Raw genomic sequence first — 17,759 nt, forward strand, 5'->3', positions numbered from 1 at the left:
CCTATCTCCCTTCTCCTGTTCTTAGTCGATAAAGATTCATATCAGAAGTGACCACCTCAACTTCTTCAAAATAAACATCTTTCTGGTAATGTTCTTTCATTATTTTCTTGACTTGATCCATCTTTCCTGAAGAAGGTGACCAAAAGAATAGGATATTCTCCTTATCAATAGCAGAAGAAAGAAGATTACTAGGCTCCTCAACATTATACTTTTTCATTAGTTGATAATAATGTGGCGAAAAAGTTTGCCAGTTACCTAAGGTTGTTGTATTTTCAATCAACTGATCAGGCTTCCTTCTAATCGTAGCCAATCTCGGTTGAGAATTGACAAGTGTTCCATAACCACCAAAAACAAGCAATTTATCAGAATGTTTTTCCACTACGTCATGATACTCTGATACCATGGATGATTGAATGATTGGGAACCAGTAAAGTTCTTGTCCCACACTATTTACCCAGGCCATACTCGCAAGCATTCCTACAAGTTGTAGACTATAAAAAATTCCTCTTTTCTTCAACAGTTTGCGCTTAGTGTAAAATAAAGGAGCATAGTAGATAAAAAAGATTAAAAAGCTAATGATAATTGGGATATAGACCCGTTCTACTACTCTCTGCCTAACAAATAGAGCACCTATCAGCGCAAACGGAACAAGAGGGAGTAGCCATCCATAAAACTTCTTGGGCTTGAAGAACAAAAACCAGCCAATCATAACAAAAAGAAAGCTTGTCAAAATGATATTTTGAAAATAATCTGATACCATCTGAAGCACATTAAAGGAGTACTTTTCAGAGAAAGAACGTACTGATTGAATTTTTGTTAACAGCTCATTGTTCAAAGCACCTTTTTCAGCAAAGAGCCAATAAGTTGAAGTAGATAAATCATTTTCACTGACTCCCAGTTCCTGAAATTCCTTGGCATGTTTCTCATAATCAATCGCAGGAAAATCTCTCAAGTTGGTACTCAGAGTATTCCAAGTTAGGTATTCTTGAACATCTGGATTCGTTAGTGTATAAACTTTGTTGGAAGTAAAGATAAACAAAATAACAGCAGATAACAAGAATAATTCTTTTTTCTTTTTTCCTTTGATTACTTCAAAAGCTAGGAAGGGGAGTAAAAGCAATAATAAACTGGCAATAATTTGCGGCCTAATCGATAAACCTATTACAGACAAAAGCATTCCCGTCACGTATTTTCTATCAAATAATAATAGTATAGCTGCTGTCGATAACAAGTAAGCAATTACTGAAAACGAGAAATACTTCATTAAAACCATTTGAAGTAAAATCACTAAGGGAAGTAAGAAATAATATTTCTTTCTAAAAAAGAACTCCAAATAGATGCTAAAACTCAAGCAAAAACTGAGAGCTAAGAAAATAAAATAAATATTCCAAGTTGTAAAAAATTGCTGAAGAAATACTAAAGCAGATGATAACAAAATTCCAATATAGGGAAGCAACATATTATCACCCGATAATATGGTTTGATTGACCATGACATCATCAATCACTGGATAATCGAATCCCTTAATCAATCTATATCCATAAAAAATAAGAAATGGTAGCAACAGCAAACCAATTCGAATCACTCTATCTATGATTTGTTTATGATTCATGAAAATCTCTTTCTAAAATTTTGATTACCTAATATTCTATCATATTTCATTCAAAAAATCTGTTGAATCAGTATAAATGTCCCATCCCCCTCCATTTGAATTTTCCTTGGAAAACCAGTATAATGATAGAATACAAAATTCTAGGAAGAGAGTCAGATGAATCAATCAGTTTCAAATTTGAAATTAGCTGAGCGAGGTGCTATTATTAGCATCTTGACCTACCTTTTCTTGTCAGCAGCTAAGTTAGCAGCAGGTCACCTCCTTCACTCGTCCAGTTTGGTGGCTGATGGTTTCAACAACGTTTCTGATATTATCGGAAATGTTGCCCTCCTCATAGGGATTCGATTGGCCCGACAGCCAGCAGATAGAGATCATCGTTTCGGTCACTGGAAAATCGAGGACTTGGCAAGTCTTATCACCTCCATCATCATGTTCTACGTTGGTTTTGATGTTCTGCGCGATACGATTCAAAAGATTATCAGTCGTGAAGAAACTGTAATTGACCCACTTGGAGCGATTTTGGGAGTGATTTCTGCAGTGATTATGTTTGGAGTCTATCTCTACAACACTCACCTCAGCAAGCAATCTAAGTCTAAGGCGCTGAAAGCGGCTGCCAAGGACAATCTATCAGATGCCGTCACCTCACTTGGAACCACCATCGCCATCCTAGCTAGCAGTTTTAACTTCCCTCTCGTGGATAAATTGGTTGCCATCGTTATCACCTTCTTTATCCTCAAGACTGCCTATGATATCTTTATCGAGTCATCCTTCAGCCTTTCAGATGGTTTTGATGAGCACTTACTCGAAGATTACCAAAAGGCTATTATGGAAATCCCTAAGATTAGCAAGGTCAAATCACAACGGGGTCGTACTTATGGAAGCAATATCTATCTAGACATTACTCTCGAGATGAATCCAGACCTCTCCGTTTTCGAAAGTCACGAAATTGCAGATCAGGTTGAATCCATGTTATCAGAACGCTTTGGCGTCTTTGATACCGATATTCATATCGAACCAGCACCGATTCCTGAGGATGAAATTCTTGATAATGTCTATAAAAAATTGCTCATGAGAGAGCAACTAATTGACCAAGGAAATCAATTGGAAGAATTACTGGCTGAAGATTTCATTTATATTCGCCAAGACGGACTAGAACTAGACAAGGAAGCCTATAAGGAGGAAAAAGAATTAACCTCTGCTATCAAGGAACTTCACTTGACATCCATTAGTCAGAAGACAAAACTCATCCGCTATCAGATAGGTGATACTATTCATACAAGTATCTGGCGCAGACATGAAACTTGGCAAAATATATTCCATCAGGAAACGAAAATTGAAAAAGACTAAAGAAAGAGGTCGGGACAAATCCCGACCTCATTTTTTATGCTTATTTTGCTACGCTCTTAGCAAGAACGAAGTTTCCAAGTGTAGCTGAACCATTACCTGCAACAGCTGGTGTTACGATATAGTCACGCACATCGGGAACTGGTAGGTAACCATTGAGCAAGGATGTGAATTTCTCACGTACACGGTCAAGCATATGTTGTTGAGCCATAACACCACCACCAAATACGATAACGTCTGGACGGAAGGTTACAGTTGCGTTTACAGCTGCTTGAGCGATATAGTAGGCTTGAACATCCCATACAGAACTGTTGAGTTCGATGTTTTCACCACGAATTCCTGTACGAGCTTCCAAGCTTGGACCAGCCGCAAAACCTTCTAAACATCCCTTATGGAAAGGACAAACACCGTTAAATTCTTTCTCCTCATCCATTGGGTGTTTTGCTACATAGTAGTGCCCCATCTCAGGGTGACCAACACCACCAATAAACTCACCACGTTGGATAACACCAGCTCCGATACCTGTACCGATTGTGTAGTAAACCAAGTTTTCGATTCGTCCACCTGCATTATTACGTGCTACTACTTCACCGTAGGCAGAACTGTTTACGTCTGTTGTGAAGTACATTGGTACATTTAGAGCGCGACGGAGAGCACCAAGTAAGTCAACATTCGCCCAGTGAGGTTTTGGTGTAGTTGTGATAAAACCGTAAGTTTTTGAATTTTTGTCGATATCAATTGGACCAAATGAACCAATTGCAAGACCTGCAAGATTATCAAATTTTGAAAAGAACTCGATAGTTTTATCGATTGTCTCGATAGGAGTTGTTGTTGGGAATTGTGTTTTCTCTACAATGTTAAAGTTTTCATCACCGACAGCACAGACAAATTTTGTACCGCCCGCTTCCAAGCTTCCATATAATTTTGTCATGATAAACCTCTAGTTTTTATTTTCTCTATTATAGCATATTTCATGGAGGAAAAGTTGCTCAATATTTTAGTTTTTCCTCTGTAAATTTTAAGATTCAATTAAAAACGAACAAACATGACATTTGTTCGTTTTTTTGTTTTATTAAATCGACAGTAGTGTACTCAATGAAAATCAAAGAACAAACTAGGAATCGAGCTGCAGGCAGTACTTGAGTACGGCAAAGCGAGTATGACGCAGTTTGAATTTGATTTTCGAAGAGTATTAAGCTTTAACTTCGATGATTGCATCACCCTTAGCAACTGATCCAGAAGCAACTGGATTTACTGAAGCAAAGTCTGCAGTGTTTGTCACGATAACCATTGTTGTATTATCAAGGCCTGCAGCAGCAATCTTAGCTGAATCAAATGTTCCAAGAACATCTCCAGCTTTAACCTTGTCACCTTGAGCAACTTTTTGGTCGAATCCTTCACCGTTCATTGAAACAGTGTCGATACCAACGTGGATCAAGATTTCAGCTCCGTTTGTAGTTTTCAAACCATAAGCATGTCCTGTTGGGAAAACGATTGTCACTTCAGCATCAGCTGGTGCGTAAACAACATCTTGATTAGGTTTTACAGCAATACCTTGTCCCATAGCTCCACTTGAGAAGACTGGGTCATTAACGTCTGAAAGGGCAACTACGTCACCAACGATTGGTGTTTGGATGACACCTTCGCTAGGTGCAACAACAGTACCAGTTACTGCTTCGTCAGCCAAACGTTCAGTTGTAGCTTCTGAAGCCACTTCTGCTTCATCTTCATAACCAAACATGTAAGTAAGAGCAAAACCAAGAGCGAATGATACAGCTACCATAAGAAGGTATTGTGGAAGTTGTCCGTTACCAATGTAAAGCATTGTACCAGGGATGATTGTGATACCATTACCAGTACCAGCAAGACCAAGGATTGAAGCAAGTCCACCACCGACTGCACCAGCGATCAATGAAAGGAAGAATGGTTTACGGAAACGCAAGTTAACCCCGAAGATAGCAGGCTCAGTAATACCTAGGAAGGCAGAAAGAGCAGCTGGGAAAGCAAGTGTTTTAAGTTTAGGATTTTTAGTTTTCACACCAACGGCTACTGTTGCAGCACCTTGAGCAGTCATGGCAGCTGTGATAATAGCGTTGAATGGGTTAACATGGTCAGCAGCAAGCAATTGAACTTCAAGCAAGTTGAAGATGTGGTGAACACCTGATACGACGATAACTTGGTGAACTCCACCAATCAAGAAACCACCAAGACCAAATGGCAAGTTAAGGATAGCTTTTGTTCCAAGAAGGATATAGTTTTCAACAACGTGGAAGACTGGTCCGATAACAAACAAACCAAGAATTGACATTACGAGGAGTGTTACGAATGGTGTTACCAAGAGATCAAGTACATCTGGAACCACTTTACGAACAGCTTTTTCAAATTTAGCTCCGACAACCCCGATGATGAAGGCTGGAAGAACTGAACCTTGCAAACCAACAACTGGGATAAATCCGAAGAAGTTCATAGCAGTTACTTCTCCACCAGAAGCAACAGCCCAGGCATTTGGAAGTGAACCTGAAACGAGCATCATACCAAGAACGATACCAACGGCTGGGTTACCACCGAATACACGGAAAGTTGACCAAACAACCAAACCTGGCAAGATGATGAAGGCTGTGTCAGTCAAGATTTGAGTGTAAGTTGTCACATCTTCTGGAAGTGTCATTCCAAGAGCATTCAAGAGTCCACGAACACCCATGAAGAGACCAGTTGCTACGATAACTGGAATAATTGGTACAAAAACATCACCGAAAGTACGGATGGCACGTTGGAACCAATTTCCTTGTTTAGCAGCTTCTGCCTTCATCTCATCCTTAGATGTCGTTGGCAAACCAAGAGCTACGACTTCATCGTACATCTTGTTAACTGTACCTGTACCAAAAATGATTTGGTATTGACCTGAGTTAAAGAAAGCACCTTGAACTTTTTCCAAGTTCTCAATAGCATCTTTGTTAATTTTCGCTTCATCTTTAACCATAACGCGAAGACGAGTCGCACAGTGAGCTACACTATTAACGTTCTCACGTCCACCTAAGGCTTCGATGACTTTTTTTGCAATTTCTGTATTCGTCATTTGCAAAAATCTCCTTATAAAAAATTTGTAAAACGTTTGAAAGCGATTTTATCCGCCCTACGAATATTATTCTATCACGTTTAAAAAATATGTCAAGCGTTTTGCAGAAAAAATTTTGCTAATTTTTATTTTTTGATTGTTTTTGCTATTTTTTTCATCAACACAGCAATAAATACCCTATAAACTCAAGGTTTTTACTTTTAAATTTTCAAAAACTTTCATATTTTCATTATTTTTCATAAAATAGTGCTTCTACATTCTGTCAAACGTTTGACATTTTTTTCGTTAATTTAGTGTAAAAGACTTGCTTTTTTATAAGGAAACGTTTACTATAAAGATAGTAGAATTTTATGGAGGAAATAGAAATGGAATGGACTACTGAACGTCGTTACAGACGTTACGAAGATTGGACACAAGAAGAAAGAAAAGAAATCCAAGAAAAGATGGCGCAATCCCCATGGCATGTCAGCTATCACATTGAACCAAAGGAAGGACTCCTTAACGACCCGAACGGTTTTTCTTATTTTGATGGTAAGTGGATTGTCTTTTATCAGAACTTCCCTTTCGGTGCAGCTCATGGCTTGAAATCTTGGGTTCAGCTTGAAAGTGACGACTTGGTTCACTTTACTGAAACAGGTGTAAAAATCTTACCTGATACCCCACTTGATAGCCACGGCGCTTACTCTGGATCTGCTATGCAGTTTGGCGATCAATTGTTCCTATTCTATACAGGAAATGTCCGTGATGAAAACTGGGTTCGCCACCCTTATCAGATTAGTGCCTTAATGGATAAGGACGGTAAGATTGAAAAAATTGATAAAGTCTTGATTGATCAACCAGCTGATGCAACTGACCACTTCCGTGATCCACAGATTTTCAACTTTAAAGGACAATACTACGCAATCGTTGGTGGTCAAGACTTGAAGAAAAAAGGGTTTGTCCGTCTCTACAAAGCTGTCGAAAATGATTATACAAACTGGCAAGAAGTTGGTGATCTTGACTTCAATAATGACCGCACTGCCTATATGATGGAGTGCCCAAACCTAGTCTTTGTCGGAGAACAGCCTGTCCTTCTTTACTGCCCACAAGGTTTGGATAAAAAGGTCCTTGAATACGACAATATCTATCCAAACATGTATAAAATCGGCACTTCCTTTGACCCAGAAAATGCTCGTATGGTAGATGTGTCTGAACTACACAACCTCGATTATGGTTTTGAAGCCTATGCTACTCAAGCCTTCAATACCCCTGATGGACGTGCACTTGCTGTTAGTTGGCTTGGTCTACCAGATGTGTCTTATCCATCTGACCGTTTTGATCACCAAGGAACTTTCTCATTGGTCAAGGAACTTACCATTAAAGATGGAAAACTCTATCAGTATCCTGTAGCTGCTATCAAAGAACTCCGTGCTTCAGAAGAGGAATTTTCAAATCGTTCTAAAACTAAAAACACCTACGAGCTTGAGCTTAACTTAGAAGCTGATAGTCAAAGTGAAATCGTTCTTCTTGCAGATAAAGACGGTAAGGGACTCTCCATCAATTTTGACCTTGTCAATGGTCAAGTTACTGTTGACCGCAGTCAAGCAGGTGAGCAATATGCTCAAGAATTTGGAACTACTCGCTCATGTTCAATCGACAACCAAGCTACTACTGTAAATATCTTCATCGATAATTCAGTCTTTGAAATTTTCATCAATAAAGGAGAAAAAGTATTTTCTGGTCGTGTCTTCCCACATGAAGATCAAAATGGAATCCTCATTAAATCTGGAAACCCAACTGGAACATACTACGAATTGGAATATGGTCGCAAAACTAACTGATGTCGCAAAATTGGCTGGCGTCAGCCCTACTACCGTTTCACGTGTTATCAATAAAAAAGGTTATCTATCTGAAAAAACTATTCAAAAGGTCAATGAAGCTATGCGGGAGTTGGGTTATAAACCCAACAACCTAGCTCGTAGCCTCCAAGGGAAATCAGCCAAGTTAATTGGGTTGATTTTCCCAAAAATCAGCCATGTTTTCTATGCTGAATTGATTGACAAATTGGAACACGAACTCTTCAAAAACGGCTATAAGACCATCATCTGTAACAGTGAGCACGATTCGGAAAAAGAACGTGAATATCTTGAAATGCTAGAAGCTAATCAAGTGGATGGCATTATCTCTGGTAGCCATAACTTAGGGATTGAGGACTACAATCGCGTCACAGCACCAATCATCTCTTTCGACCGAAACCTATCGCCAGACATTCCTGTCGTTTCTTCTGATAACTATGCTGGTGGAGTCCTAGCAGCTCAAACTTTAGAGAAAACTGGAGCTAAGTCTGTTATTATGATTACAGGTAATGACAACTCCAATTCACCAACTGGACTTCGCCATGCAGGCTTTGCTTCTATCTTCCCCAAAGCTCCCATTATCAATATTTCCAGTGACTTTTCACCCCTCCGCAAGGAAATGGAAATCAAAAGTATCCTGACCAAACAAAAACCAGATGCTATTTTCGCATCGGATGATTTGACAGCCATCTTGGTGATGAAGATTGCTCAGGAACTTGGTATTTCTGTTCCAGAACAACTTAAGGTTATTGGCTACGATGGAACTTATTTTATCGAGAATTTCTACCCTCACCTCACTACCATTAAACAACCCTTGGAAGAAATTGCTCGCCTGACAGTTGATTTACTCCTTCAAAAAATCGAAGGAAAAGAAGTTGCCACAACCGGTTATTTCTTACCAGTCAGCCTCTTACCAGGTAAAAGTATTTAATACTCTTCGAAAATCTCTTCAAACCACGTCAGCTTCCATCTACAACCTCAAAACAGTGTTTTGAGCAGCCTGCGGCTAGCTTCCTAGTTTGTTCTTTGATTTTCATTGAGTATAAACAAAAAAACTCAGACTAGATTCGTCTGAGTTTTTCTTATGATCTTAAATGTTTCAATAGCGTTTGCGCTTTTTCTAGATTAAAGGTTTTTTCAGCAATCAAGTTTTCTACTAACTTGGGTACTTCTGCCTCAGTCGCACCTGCTAAAAGCGCTAAAGATTTCGCTTGAAGCTTCATGTGTCCATGCTGAATCCCTGTACTGACCAAAGCCTTAAGGGCTGCAAAATTCTGTGCAAGACCAATCGAAACGATAATTTGGGCCAATTCTTTGGCAGATGGATGACCTAGCAACTCATGACTGAGTACGACTCGAGGATTGAGACCAATAGATCCACCCTTGGTGGCAACTGGCATCGGCATGGTCATCTCTCCAATAAGCTCTTCGTTTTCCAAATCTATAGTCCAACGACTAAGTCCTCGATAGGCGCCATCATGACTTGCATAGGCATGCGCTCCCGCTTCTATAGCACGCCAATCATTTCCAGTAGCAATCAAGAGAGCATCGATTCCGTTAAAGATTCCCTTGTTATGAGTCGCTGCTCGATAAGGATCTGCCTGAGCAAACTGACTGGCTAAAACCATTTTTTCCGCTAGTTCACGCGCTTCATCCTTCTGGCGACTCAAATAACGAAAGGCGATGCGACAAGTTGCAGTTACTAGAGAATCTGTGGCATAGTTGGATAGGATCCCCATTAAACTTTGCCCTTGACTGAGAGCCTCTAGACTTGGTTTTAAAGCTTCAAGCATGGTATTGAGCATATTAGCTCCCATGGCTTCCTGAGTATCGACATGGAGATAAACTACTAAAAAGTCAGCCTCACCAGAAATTTTTTCAACTGTTAGCTCTCTCGCTCCACCACCACGTTTGACAATAGAGGGATAGGCTTGATTTGCCAGTTCCATCAGTTCCGACTTTTGACTCAGAATAGCCTGACGAGCTTGGTCACTATCTGGGACTTGATAGAGAGCCACTTGACCGATCATTTGACGTTGGTGAACCTGAGCAGTAAAACCTCCAGCACGCTTGATAATTTTGCTGGCAAAACTAGCTGCAGCAACAACAGATGGTTCTTCGGTCACATAGGGAACGGTATACTCCTGACCATTTACCAGAACTTCTGGAACTACTGAGTAAGGAAGCGAGAAGGTCCCCACCACATTTTCACTCAATTGGTCCGCAACTGCTAGACTGAGATTTTCATTCTGCTCAAGACTTTCTTGGGATTCAATAGTAGTAAGAGCCTGAGACTTAACTAGCTCGAGGCGCTCTTGAATTGATTTTTTAGCAAATCCATTCCAATTTTTTTTCATTATTTTTCAACCTTGCTGTAGCGACGTTGGTGTTCTACAATCTCAACAAGGGCATAGTCTTGCCCTTCATAACCTGACATCGTTGCAGATCCAGACTCATCTAAGTTGGCTTCCTCAAAGAAGATTCGTTCATAGTCAGCAACACTCAAAGCTTGACGTTGGTCTAGCAAGTCTAAGCGATTATGCTGCAATTGTTTTTCATAGCCTTCAACCAATTCCACACTAAAGAACTCAGATACAGCACCACTACCATAGCTGTAGAGTGCAATCTTATCTCCAGCTTTCAGGCTATCAGAATTTTCAAGAAGAGACAAGAGACCTAGGAAGAGTGAACCTGTATAGATGTTCCCAACTTTTTGGCTATAAATAATAGATTCATCAAAGTGCTTTTGAAGCAAGTCCTTCTTCTCTTGAGGCAAGGATTTGTCTAGAATTTTTTTCATTCCCTTGAGAGCTAGTTTTGGATATGGCAAGTGGAAACATACAGCTTCAAAATCGTCCAAGTTACAGTCATAACGCTTTTGACACTCTTCCCAAGTCGTTTTTAAACTATCAAGATATTGTTGCGTTGAGTAAACCCCATTTACAAATGGTGTTGTCGAATAGTTTGGACGCCAAAAGTCCATAATATCACGAGTTTGTGCAACATTATCATTGTTGAAAATCATCACACGTGGATTTTGGCTAATCAACATAGCAACACATCCTGCACCTTGAGTTGGTTCTCCAGGAGTTTCAACACCATACCTTGCAATATCACTGGCTAGTACCAAAACCTTTGATTTAGGAGAATTTTCTACATGTAACTTAGCATAGTGAAGGGCCGCTGTTGCACCATAGCAAGCTTCCTTGATTTCAAAACTACGAGCAAATGGTTGAATCCCAAGCAAACCGTGTACAAAGACAGCTGCAGCTTTACTCTGGTCAACCCCAGACTCTGTCGCTACGATAACCATATCAATCTCTTGCTTATCTTCTTCAGTCAGGATAGAATTTCCTGCACTGGCAGCCAAGGTAACGATATCCTCTGTTAAAGGAGCGATACTCAATTCTTTTAAAAGGAGTCCTTTACTCAATTTTTCAGGATCAATTCCTCGGGTTTCTGCTAAATCTTGTAATTTCAAAACGTATTGACTGGTTGCAAAACCAATCTTATCAATACCGATTGTCATATTTACCTCTATTTTTATCATTCATTGTAAAAAATCGTTCACCTCTATTTTATCACAATTGAGGTCAAATGAGCGAAAAAAGACTTGATTCACCAAATCAAGTTCATTTTAAAAACCTTATCTAATTTTTAGACTAGTCCAACAAACAGAACTTTAGGGCTACAAAAAATCGAGTCTTAGCTAGCTCGATTCTTTTTGAGATAATGATACAATTTCAACAAAACTGTCCCACTGGCCATTCCAATGGAGATAACGAGGGCCAACATCATAACTAACATGGCACTAGAAATGGCATGACCGTAGTCACCTGTAACGAAGAAGGAAGTGGTTCGATAGGACAGATAACCTGGCACTAGTGGCGCCAATATTGCCAGAGCAAAAACAACTGCTGGTGTCTTATAGAGGATACTCATAATCTGGCTGACACAAGAACCAATCACAGCAGCAATAAAGGTTGCCAAAATGACGTTAGTCGGATCTTTGAGTATCAGATAGAGTAGCCAGATAGACATTCCCAAAACTCCACCAGGGATGAGCATGGAACGCTGGACATTTAAGACGATTAAAAAGGTGATAATGACAAGCAAACTTGCCAGAGCTTGCAATAAAAATGTTGTTAGTGTCATATTAGTTCATGAGTACGAGGGCGACTGATGTTCCAGCCCCTAAGGCAAGGGTAATCAGCAAGGATTCAAACATCTTGCTCATACCAGAGTTAATGTGATTGGTCATAATATCTCGAACAGCATTGGTCAAGGCAATTCCAGGTACAAAAGGCATGACCGCACCAGCAATGACCAAATCAGCTGTCGATGGTAAACCAGAATAGCGCGCCCAAAATTGTGCAATCAAACCAAAGACAAGAGCTCCTGCGAAAGCTGTCATAAAAGGAATACGAATAAACTTTTCTACATAGAGAGAGAAAGTAAAAGCAAACAAGGTCGCCACTCCTGCTCCGATGGCATCGTAGACATTCCCACCAAACATGATTGAAAAGAAAGGAGCACTGAAGGTCGCTGCAGCAGTTAGTTGAATATTGGTGTAGGGAGATGCCTTGGCATTCAATTCCTTTAGTTGGATAAAGGCTGTCTCCAAATCCAGCTGTCCCGATACGATCTGCCGTGAAATCTGGTTGACATCACATACCTTCTCAATATTATAAGCAGAGGAGGTCACTCGCTTCATACGAGAGATATTTGTATTTTCAATGGAGAAAAAAATGGCGGCAGGCATGGCTAAAACATTACAATCCATAATACCCTGTGAATGAGCAATCCGAATCATGGTATCTTCAACACGATAAATCTCAGATCCATTTCTCAGTAGAATCGTTCCAGCTAGCATGATGACATCAATTACTGCATTCAGTTTTTTTGATTCGTCCATGTTTCCCTCCTTTTTCAAACTCCATTTTATTTTATCATAATTTCGGAGGAAAAAAAATCTTTGCCACAAAAACTGTGACAAAGATTGATTAATTATCTGTGTTATGTTCGTCTGTTTGATTATGTGTTGACGAAGATGGAGTCGATTGACTTTGTGATGGCACTGTACTATCTACTCTGTTAGTGTTACGCTGGCTCGAAGACGGAACCGAAGAAGATGATGGTGGGGTTTTTGGTTTATAAATAGAAATCTTTATACGTGTCGTACTTAGATCAATTTTCTCACCTAGTTTTGGACTTTGATCCACAACAGTTCCTTCAGCAGTGCCCTCAGGAGCTGTCGAAACCTCTACGACTTCGATATTAGCTTCTTTGACACCAACAATTTGAATTAAGTTATTCTTTGTAAATTCAAGACTTGAGCCAATATAACTTGGCATGGTCACGGTTGTCACCTTTTTAGCAACAGTCAAAACGATAGAAGTTGCCTTGCTAAGATCATAAGTCGTACCTTCTGCTAAGCTCTGTTTTAAAACCACACCTGGTTCTGATTCACTGGACTCTTCTTCTTCAATCTTAATCAGATTTTCAGGAACTTTTTTCCCTTTCAGCTCAGCAATGACATCTGTAGATTTACGACCAACATAATTTCCAAGCTTAAAGGATTGTTGACCTGAAGAAATAATGAGATTAACCTTAGTTCCTTCTTTGCGAGCTGAGCCAGCATCTGGATCTGTTCGGATGACCCGACCTTCTTCTACGGTATCACTCGCTTCGGTCTTCTCCTCACCAATCTCAAAATTCGCTTTTTTCAAGTTTTCCTTAGCTTCAGCAACAGTTTGACCTGCAACTTTTGGAATCTCAACAGTAGCTGGTGTTCTGGATAAAATCCACACCAGAGAAGCGGCAACCAGTACGAAACTTGCTAGTAGAACTAGATAACGTGCTTTAAAACGACGTTTTTTCACTGGTTTTTCCACAGATTTTTTAGCACTTACTTCTGGGCTAGCTTTAGTTGCCTGATGGCTTTCTGTCTGTGGTTGAACCTTAGGAATAGAGGTCAAGGTTGTCTGAGAAACTTTTGGCAATGTCTTTGTGTCCGCCTTAGTAGCATCATCAAAAACAAGTTTAGGTTCATTTCTGCGGTTATAAGATAGACTGCTAGATAAATCAACATACATCTCTGAAACCGACTGGTATCGATCTGTAAGCTTTTTAGCAGTTGCTTTGATGACCACATTCTCCAAAGCTTGGGGAACAGATGGGTTTTCAGCTATGACCGAAGGAAGAGGTTTTTGAAAATGCTGGAGGGCTATAGTCACTGCACTATCGCCATCATAAGGGATATGCCCTGTCAGCATCTCATAGAAAATAATCCCCATGGCATAGATGTCACTCTGCACAGTTGCCTTAGAGCCACGAGCCTGCTCAGGTGACAAGTAGTGAACAGAACCCAGCATAGAGTTGGTCTGAGTCAGACTGGTCTCTGCAAAGGCTACAGCAATCCCAAAGTCCGTCACCTTGGCCGTTCCATCAGGAGTTAAAAGAATATTTTGAGGCTTTAAGTCACGGTGGACAATACCTTTAGTGTGCGCCAAGCGCATCGCTAAGAGAATCTGACCCATGATACGGACAGCTTCTTCATTTGAGAGGGGATAGTGTTCTTTGATATAGCGCTTGAGATCAAGACCAGCTACATACTCCATAGCTAGGTACTGTTGACCGTCCTCTTCGCCGATATCTGTTATCCGAACGATATGGGGATGATCTAAGTCAGCCATTGCACGCGCTTCACGTTGAAAACGCGCAACAGCAATCGGGTCAGTCTGGTAGTTAGTCCTCAAGACCTTAACAGCTACCTCTTCCCCGTCTAAAATCAAATCCTTGGCCAGGTAGACATCTGCCATACCTCCACGGCCAATTTGTTTGATAATCCGATACCGCCCGGCAAAAATCTTGCCGATTTGGATCATTCTGCCGCCTCCTCCTTAATCGAAACAAGGGCAACTGTAATATTATCAAGCCCTCCGGCATTGTTGGCAAAGCGTACCAAAGTGGCTGCCTTATCATCAAGCGAAATATCGCTTGTCACAATATCATAAATCTCACTGCCTGAAATCATATTGGTTAGACCGTCGCTATTCATGACCAGATAGTCACCTGCTTCCAAGCTGACAATTCCAAAATCAGGTTGAATTTCGTCTTTTTGTCCGATAGATTGGGTGATGATATTCTTTTGTGGATGTGCTTCAGCTTCTTCAGGTGTCAATTGACCTGCCTTAAGCAATTCATTGACCAAAGAATGATCACTGGTCAATTGATGGTATTCTTCACCACGAATCAGACCGATACGAGAATCTCCAATATGAGCATAAATAGCTTGATGATCAACGATTGCAAGGGCTTCTAGAGTTGTCCCCATTCCCTTGTAGGCTTCATCACGTCCCATTTGATAAATCTTTTGATTTTCAACTTCTAGATGGTGGGCAAACCATTCGCGAACTTCATTAACGGTGTCAATCTGCGTATCAACCCATGCAACACCTAAATCAGTTACTGCCATTTCGCTAGCAATATTACCTGCACGGTGTCCTCCCATCCCATCAGCCAAGATGATCATTGTACGACCGGCACGGTTGACAAAAAGATTGACATAGTCTTGATTATTTGTACGTTTCTGACCCACATCTGTTAATAATGAAATCTCCATTGTGTCAGTTCCTTCCTACTTGGATATCTTGCGAAATTGGCTGATAAAGAATCCATCACTTCCGTATAATTCCGGAGTAATGAGGATACAGCCATTTTTCACGATATCCTTACATTCGTGTTCTAGTTTAACCTGCTCGAACTCTGGATGACTTTCTAAAAATGCTTGAACAACTTGAAAGTTCTCTTCAGAGACAATAGTGCAGGTACTATAAGTTATTATACCACCTTTACGTAGCGTTTGACAAACACTACCTAATATTTCCAACTGAATTTCCTGTAATGACGCGAAATATGCTGTCTCTTTATTATATTTGATATCTGGTTTTCGACGCAATAGACCAATCCCTGAACAAGGGGCATCAACAAGAATCTTATCAAATTGATCCTTACCAAAAAATTCATGCACTTTTCGAGCATCCAGTTTTTGCGTTTGGACACGGTCCGCTACACCTAGTCGCTCTGCATTCTCTTGAATCAAAGTGAGTTTATGGTCGTAGAGATCTAGAGCCGTTACCTGACCTGTCGTCAGATAGGATGCCATATGGGCGGTTTTTCCACCAGGAGCTGCACAAGCATCTAAAACCTGCTCGTCACCTTGTAGCTCTAGTGTCGGTGCAACCAGTTGACTTGACTCATCCTGGATAGTAATAGACCCTTCAGCAAACAAATCATGGCCTGCAAAATGCCCCTGTTCCTTAACCAGACCAGCAAGAGATAAAAGAGAATCACTTGCACCAAGCAGAGCTTTGATTTCCTCTTTTCGGCTCAAATCTGTTACGCGAATACTGGCTTTATTCCGTTGCAATAGACTTTCAAAAATCGCTTGCGCTCTCTCTTCTCCATACTCTTCCTTGAGTTTCGAAATCAACCAAACTGGTAAAGAGTAGGCAATGGAATCACGCTTATTTTTACGTTTGATACTGGTAATATCTGGCAAACCTTCTCGCAAAATACGGCGAAGAACTGCATTGACCAGTTTTTCACTACCCTTCTTACGAGATTTTGCAATTTCCACTGCCTCATTGACCACTGCATGGTCAGGAAGCTTATTCAAGTATTGGAGTTGATAGACGCTCATGAGAAGCAGAACATAGAGCCAGCTATCTAGCTTATCTCTATCCTCAATAAAGTGAGAAATGTACCACTCTAGTGTGAGTTTTCGAGCTACAGTTCCATAGACCAGCTCTGTCACCAAACCTTTGTCTGCAGCTGACAGTTGACTTCCCTTGAGGTGTTTATTTAAGGCGATATTGGAGTAAGCTTGTTGGATAAAAACATCCTCCAATACCTCTAAGGCTAAACTTCTAGCCGTTTCTATTTTAGTCACCAAATCGTTCTCCTACTGCCAAAGTTCGTCCCATACCGTTGAGGAAGGAAGCAATATCCATCTTAGGTTTTCCTGCTGGCTGAATCTGTTTAAGAGACAAGGCTCCTTCCGCTGTTGCGACGATCAATTCCTTCTTACCGATAGAGAGTATCTCACCTGGATTTCCTTGACCTTCTACTGGCAGGGCTTCATAAATCTTAAAACGATCTCCCTTGAGGAAGGTATGAGCAACTGGCCATGGATTCATCCCACGGATTTGGTTAAAGAGTTGACGATTGGTCTTGTTCCAGTCCAATTTTTCTTCCTCAGGTTTGATATTTGGAGAAAATGTAACCTGGTTTGGATCTTGTGGTTCTGGCTGAATTTCACCAGCTATATAAGCAGGTAACGTATCCAAAAGCAGATCACGACCAACAACCGCCAATTTTTCAAACAAGGTTCCGACATTGTCCTCATCTGTAATGGGAATACTGCGACGGGAAATCATATCACCAGCATCCATTTCCTTGACCATTTCCATAATGGTTACTCCTGCCTCCTCATCACCCTGAATCAAGGCATAATGGATAGGAGCACCACCACGGTGTTTAGGAAGGAGCGAAGCATGAACATTGACTGCAAAATCCATGCTACCAAGGAGTTTACTTGGGAGGAATTGTCCAAAAGCTGCTGTTACAATCCCATCAGCTCCCAAATTCATGATGGCTTCCATTTCTGGACTACCTGATAATTTTTCAGGTTGGTAAATAGGAAGTCCTGCCTCTTTGGCTGCTTGTTTAACTGGGGTTTCTTGGATAACTTTTTTACGTCCGACAGCACGGTCTGGCTGAGTTACAACTGCTAGAATCTCATAGCGATCATCTGACAAAAGTCCCTTCAAAACGGTTGCTGAAAAATCGGGAGTCCCCATAAAGATTAATTTTGTCATATCTTCTCCTT

At 40.6% G+C, this 17,759-nt stretch carries 14 protein-coding genes; 3 read left to right on the top strand and 11 right to left on the bottom strand.

Annotated features, from left to right (window positions below; all coding sequences use genetic code 11):
• Position 1: 1 nt before the first annotated feature.
• The gene (locus PCY08_RS03500; protein ID WP_301559442.1) at positions 2-1,612 is read right to left on the bottom strand and encodes a hypothetical protein; all 1,611 of its coding nucleotides are present in this window, start codon (positions 1,610-1,612) and stop codon (positions 2-4) included.
• A 156-nt stretch (positions 1,613-1,768) separates the two neighbouring features.
• On the opposite strand from PCY08_RS03500, the gene PCY08_RS03505 reads away from it, so the two are divergent.
• On the top strand, positions 1,769-2,959 hold the full coding sequence (locus tag PCY08_RS03505; protein ID WP_301559443.1) for a cation diffusion facilitator family transporter: 1,191 nt from the start codon (positions 1,769-1,771) through the stop codon (positions 2,957-2,959).
• 40 nt (positions 2,960-2,999) lie between these two features.
• Here the strand turns inward: PCY08_RS03505 and scrK are convergent, their stop codons facing one another.
• The gene (gene scrK, locus PCY08_RS03510; RefSeq protein WP_075228182.1) at positions 3,000-3,887 is read right to left on the bottom strand and encodes a fructokinase ScrK; all 888 of its coding nucleotides are present in this window, start codon (positions 3,885-3,887) and stop codon (positions 3,000-3,002) included.
• A gap of 261 nt (positions 3,888-4,148) precedes the next feature.
• On the bottom strand, positions 4,149-6,032 hold the full coding sequence (locus PCY08_RS03515) for a sucrose-specific PTS transporter subunit IIBC (RefSeq protein ID WP_301559444.1): 1,884 nt from the start codon (positions 6,030-6,032) through the stop codon (positions 4,149-4,151).
• 365 nt (positions 6,033-6,397) lie between these two features.
• Between PCY08_RS03515 and PCY08_RS03520 the strand changes: the two genes are divergently transcribed.
• The gene (locus tag PCY08_RS03520) at positions 6,398-7,852 is read left to right on the top strand and encodes a sucrose-6-phosphate hydrolase (protein WP_301559445.1); all 1,455 of its coding nucleotides are present in this window, start codon (positions 6,398-6,400) and stop codon (positions 7,850-7,852) included.
• Positions 7,833-8,798 carry a LacI family DNA-binding transcriptional regulator gene (locus PCY08_RS03525; protein ID WP_301559446.1) on the top strand — a complete coding sequence of 322 codons (966 nt, stop codon included), beginning with the start codon at positions 7,833-7,835 and terminating at the stop codon, positions 8,796-8,798. Before PCY08_RS03520 ends, PCY08_RS03525 begins: the two co-directional genes overlap by 20 nt.
• A gap of 151 nt (positions 8,799-8,949) precedes the next feature.
• On the opposite strand, the gene PCY08_RS03530 is transcribed toward PCY08_RS03525, so the two are convergent.
• From PCY08_RS03530 to fmt, 8 genes are all read right to left on the bottom strand, one after another.
• Entirely contained in the window at positions 8,950-10,224 is a 1,275-nt protein-coding gene (locus PCY08_RS03530) for a hydroxymethylglutaryl-CoA reductase, degradative (protein ID WP_301559447.1), read from the bottom strand.
• Positions 10,224-11,396 (bottom strand): hydroxymethylglutaryl-CoA synthase, encoded by a 1,173-nt coding sequence (locus PCY08_RS03535; protein ID WP_301559448.1) that lies wholly within the window; start codon positions 11,394-11,396, stop codon positions 10,224-10,226. The genes PCY08_RS03530 and PCY08_RS03535 overlap by 1 nt, the downstream gene beginning before the upstream one ends.
• Positions 11,397-11,572: 176 nt before the next feature.
• On the bottom strand, positions 11,573-12,022 hold the full coding sequence (locus PCY08_RS03540; RefSeq protein ID WP_301559449.1) for a threonine/serine exporter family protein: 450 nt from the start codon (positions 12,020-12,022) through the stop codon (positions 11,573-11,575).
• Between the two features lies 1 nt (position 12,023).
• The gene (locus PCY08_RS03545) at positions 12,024-12,782 is read right to left on the bottom strand and encodes a threonine/serine exporter family protein (RefSeq protein WP_301559450.1); all 759 of its coding nucleotides are present in this window, start codon (positions 12,780-12,782) and stop codon (positions 12,024-12,026) included.
• 88 nt (positions 12,783-12,870) lie between these two features.
• Positions 12,871-14,754 (bottom strand): Stk1 family PASTA domain-containing Ser/Thr kinase, encoded by a 1,884-nt coding sequence (pknB, locus tag PCY08_RS03550; RefSeq protein WP_301559451.1) that lies wholly within the window; start codon positions 14,752-14,754, stop codon positions 12,871-12,873.
• On the bottom strand, positions 14,751-15,491 hold the full coding sequence (locus tag PCY08_RS03555; RefSeq protein WP_301559452.1) for a Stp1/IreP family PP2C-type Ser/Thr phosphatase: 741 nt from the start codon (positions 15,489-15,491) through the stop codon (positions 14,751-14,753). The genes pknB and PCY08_RS03555 overlap by 4 nt, the downstream gene beginning before the upstream one ends.
• A gap of 15 nt (positions 15,492-15,506) precedes the next feature.
• Entirely contained in the window at positions 15,507-16,820 is a 1,314-nt protein-coding gene (rsmB, locus tag PCY08_RS03560; RefSeq protein ID WP_301559453.1) for a 16S rRNA (cytosine(967)-C(5))-methyltransferase RsmB, read from the bottom strand.
• Positions 16,813-17,748 (bottom strand): methionyl-tRNA formyltransferase, encoded by a 936-nt coding sequence (fmt, locus tag PCY08_RS03565; protein ID WP_301559454.1) that lies wholly within the window; start codon positions 17,746-17,748, stop codon positions 16,813-16,815. Before fmt ends, rsmB begins: the two co-directional genes overlap by 8 nt.
• Positions 17,749-17,759 lie beyond the last annotated feature (11 nt).

It is taken from the genome of Streptococcus sp. SO4, assembly GCF_030440055.1.
Lineage (GTDB): Bacteria > Bacillota > Bacilli > Lactobacillales > Streptococcaceae > Streptococcus > Streptococcus nidrosiense.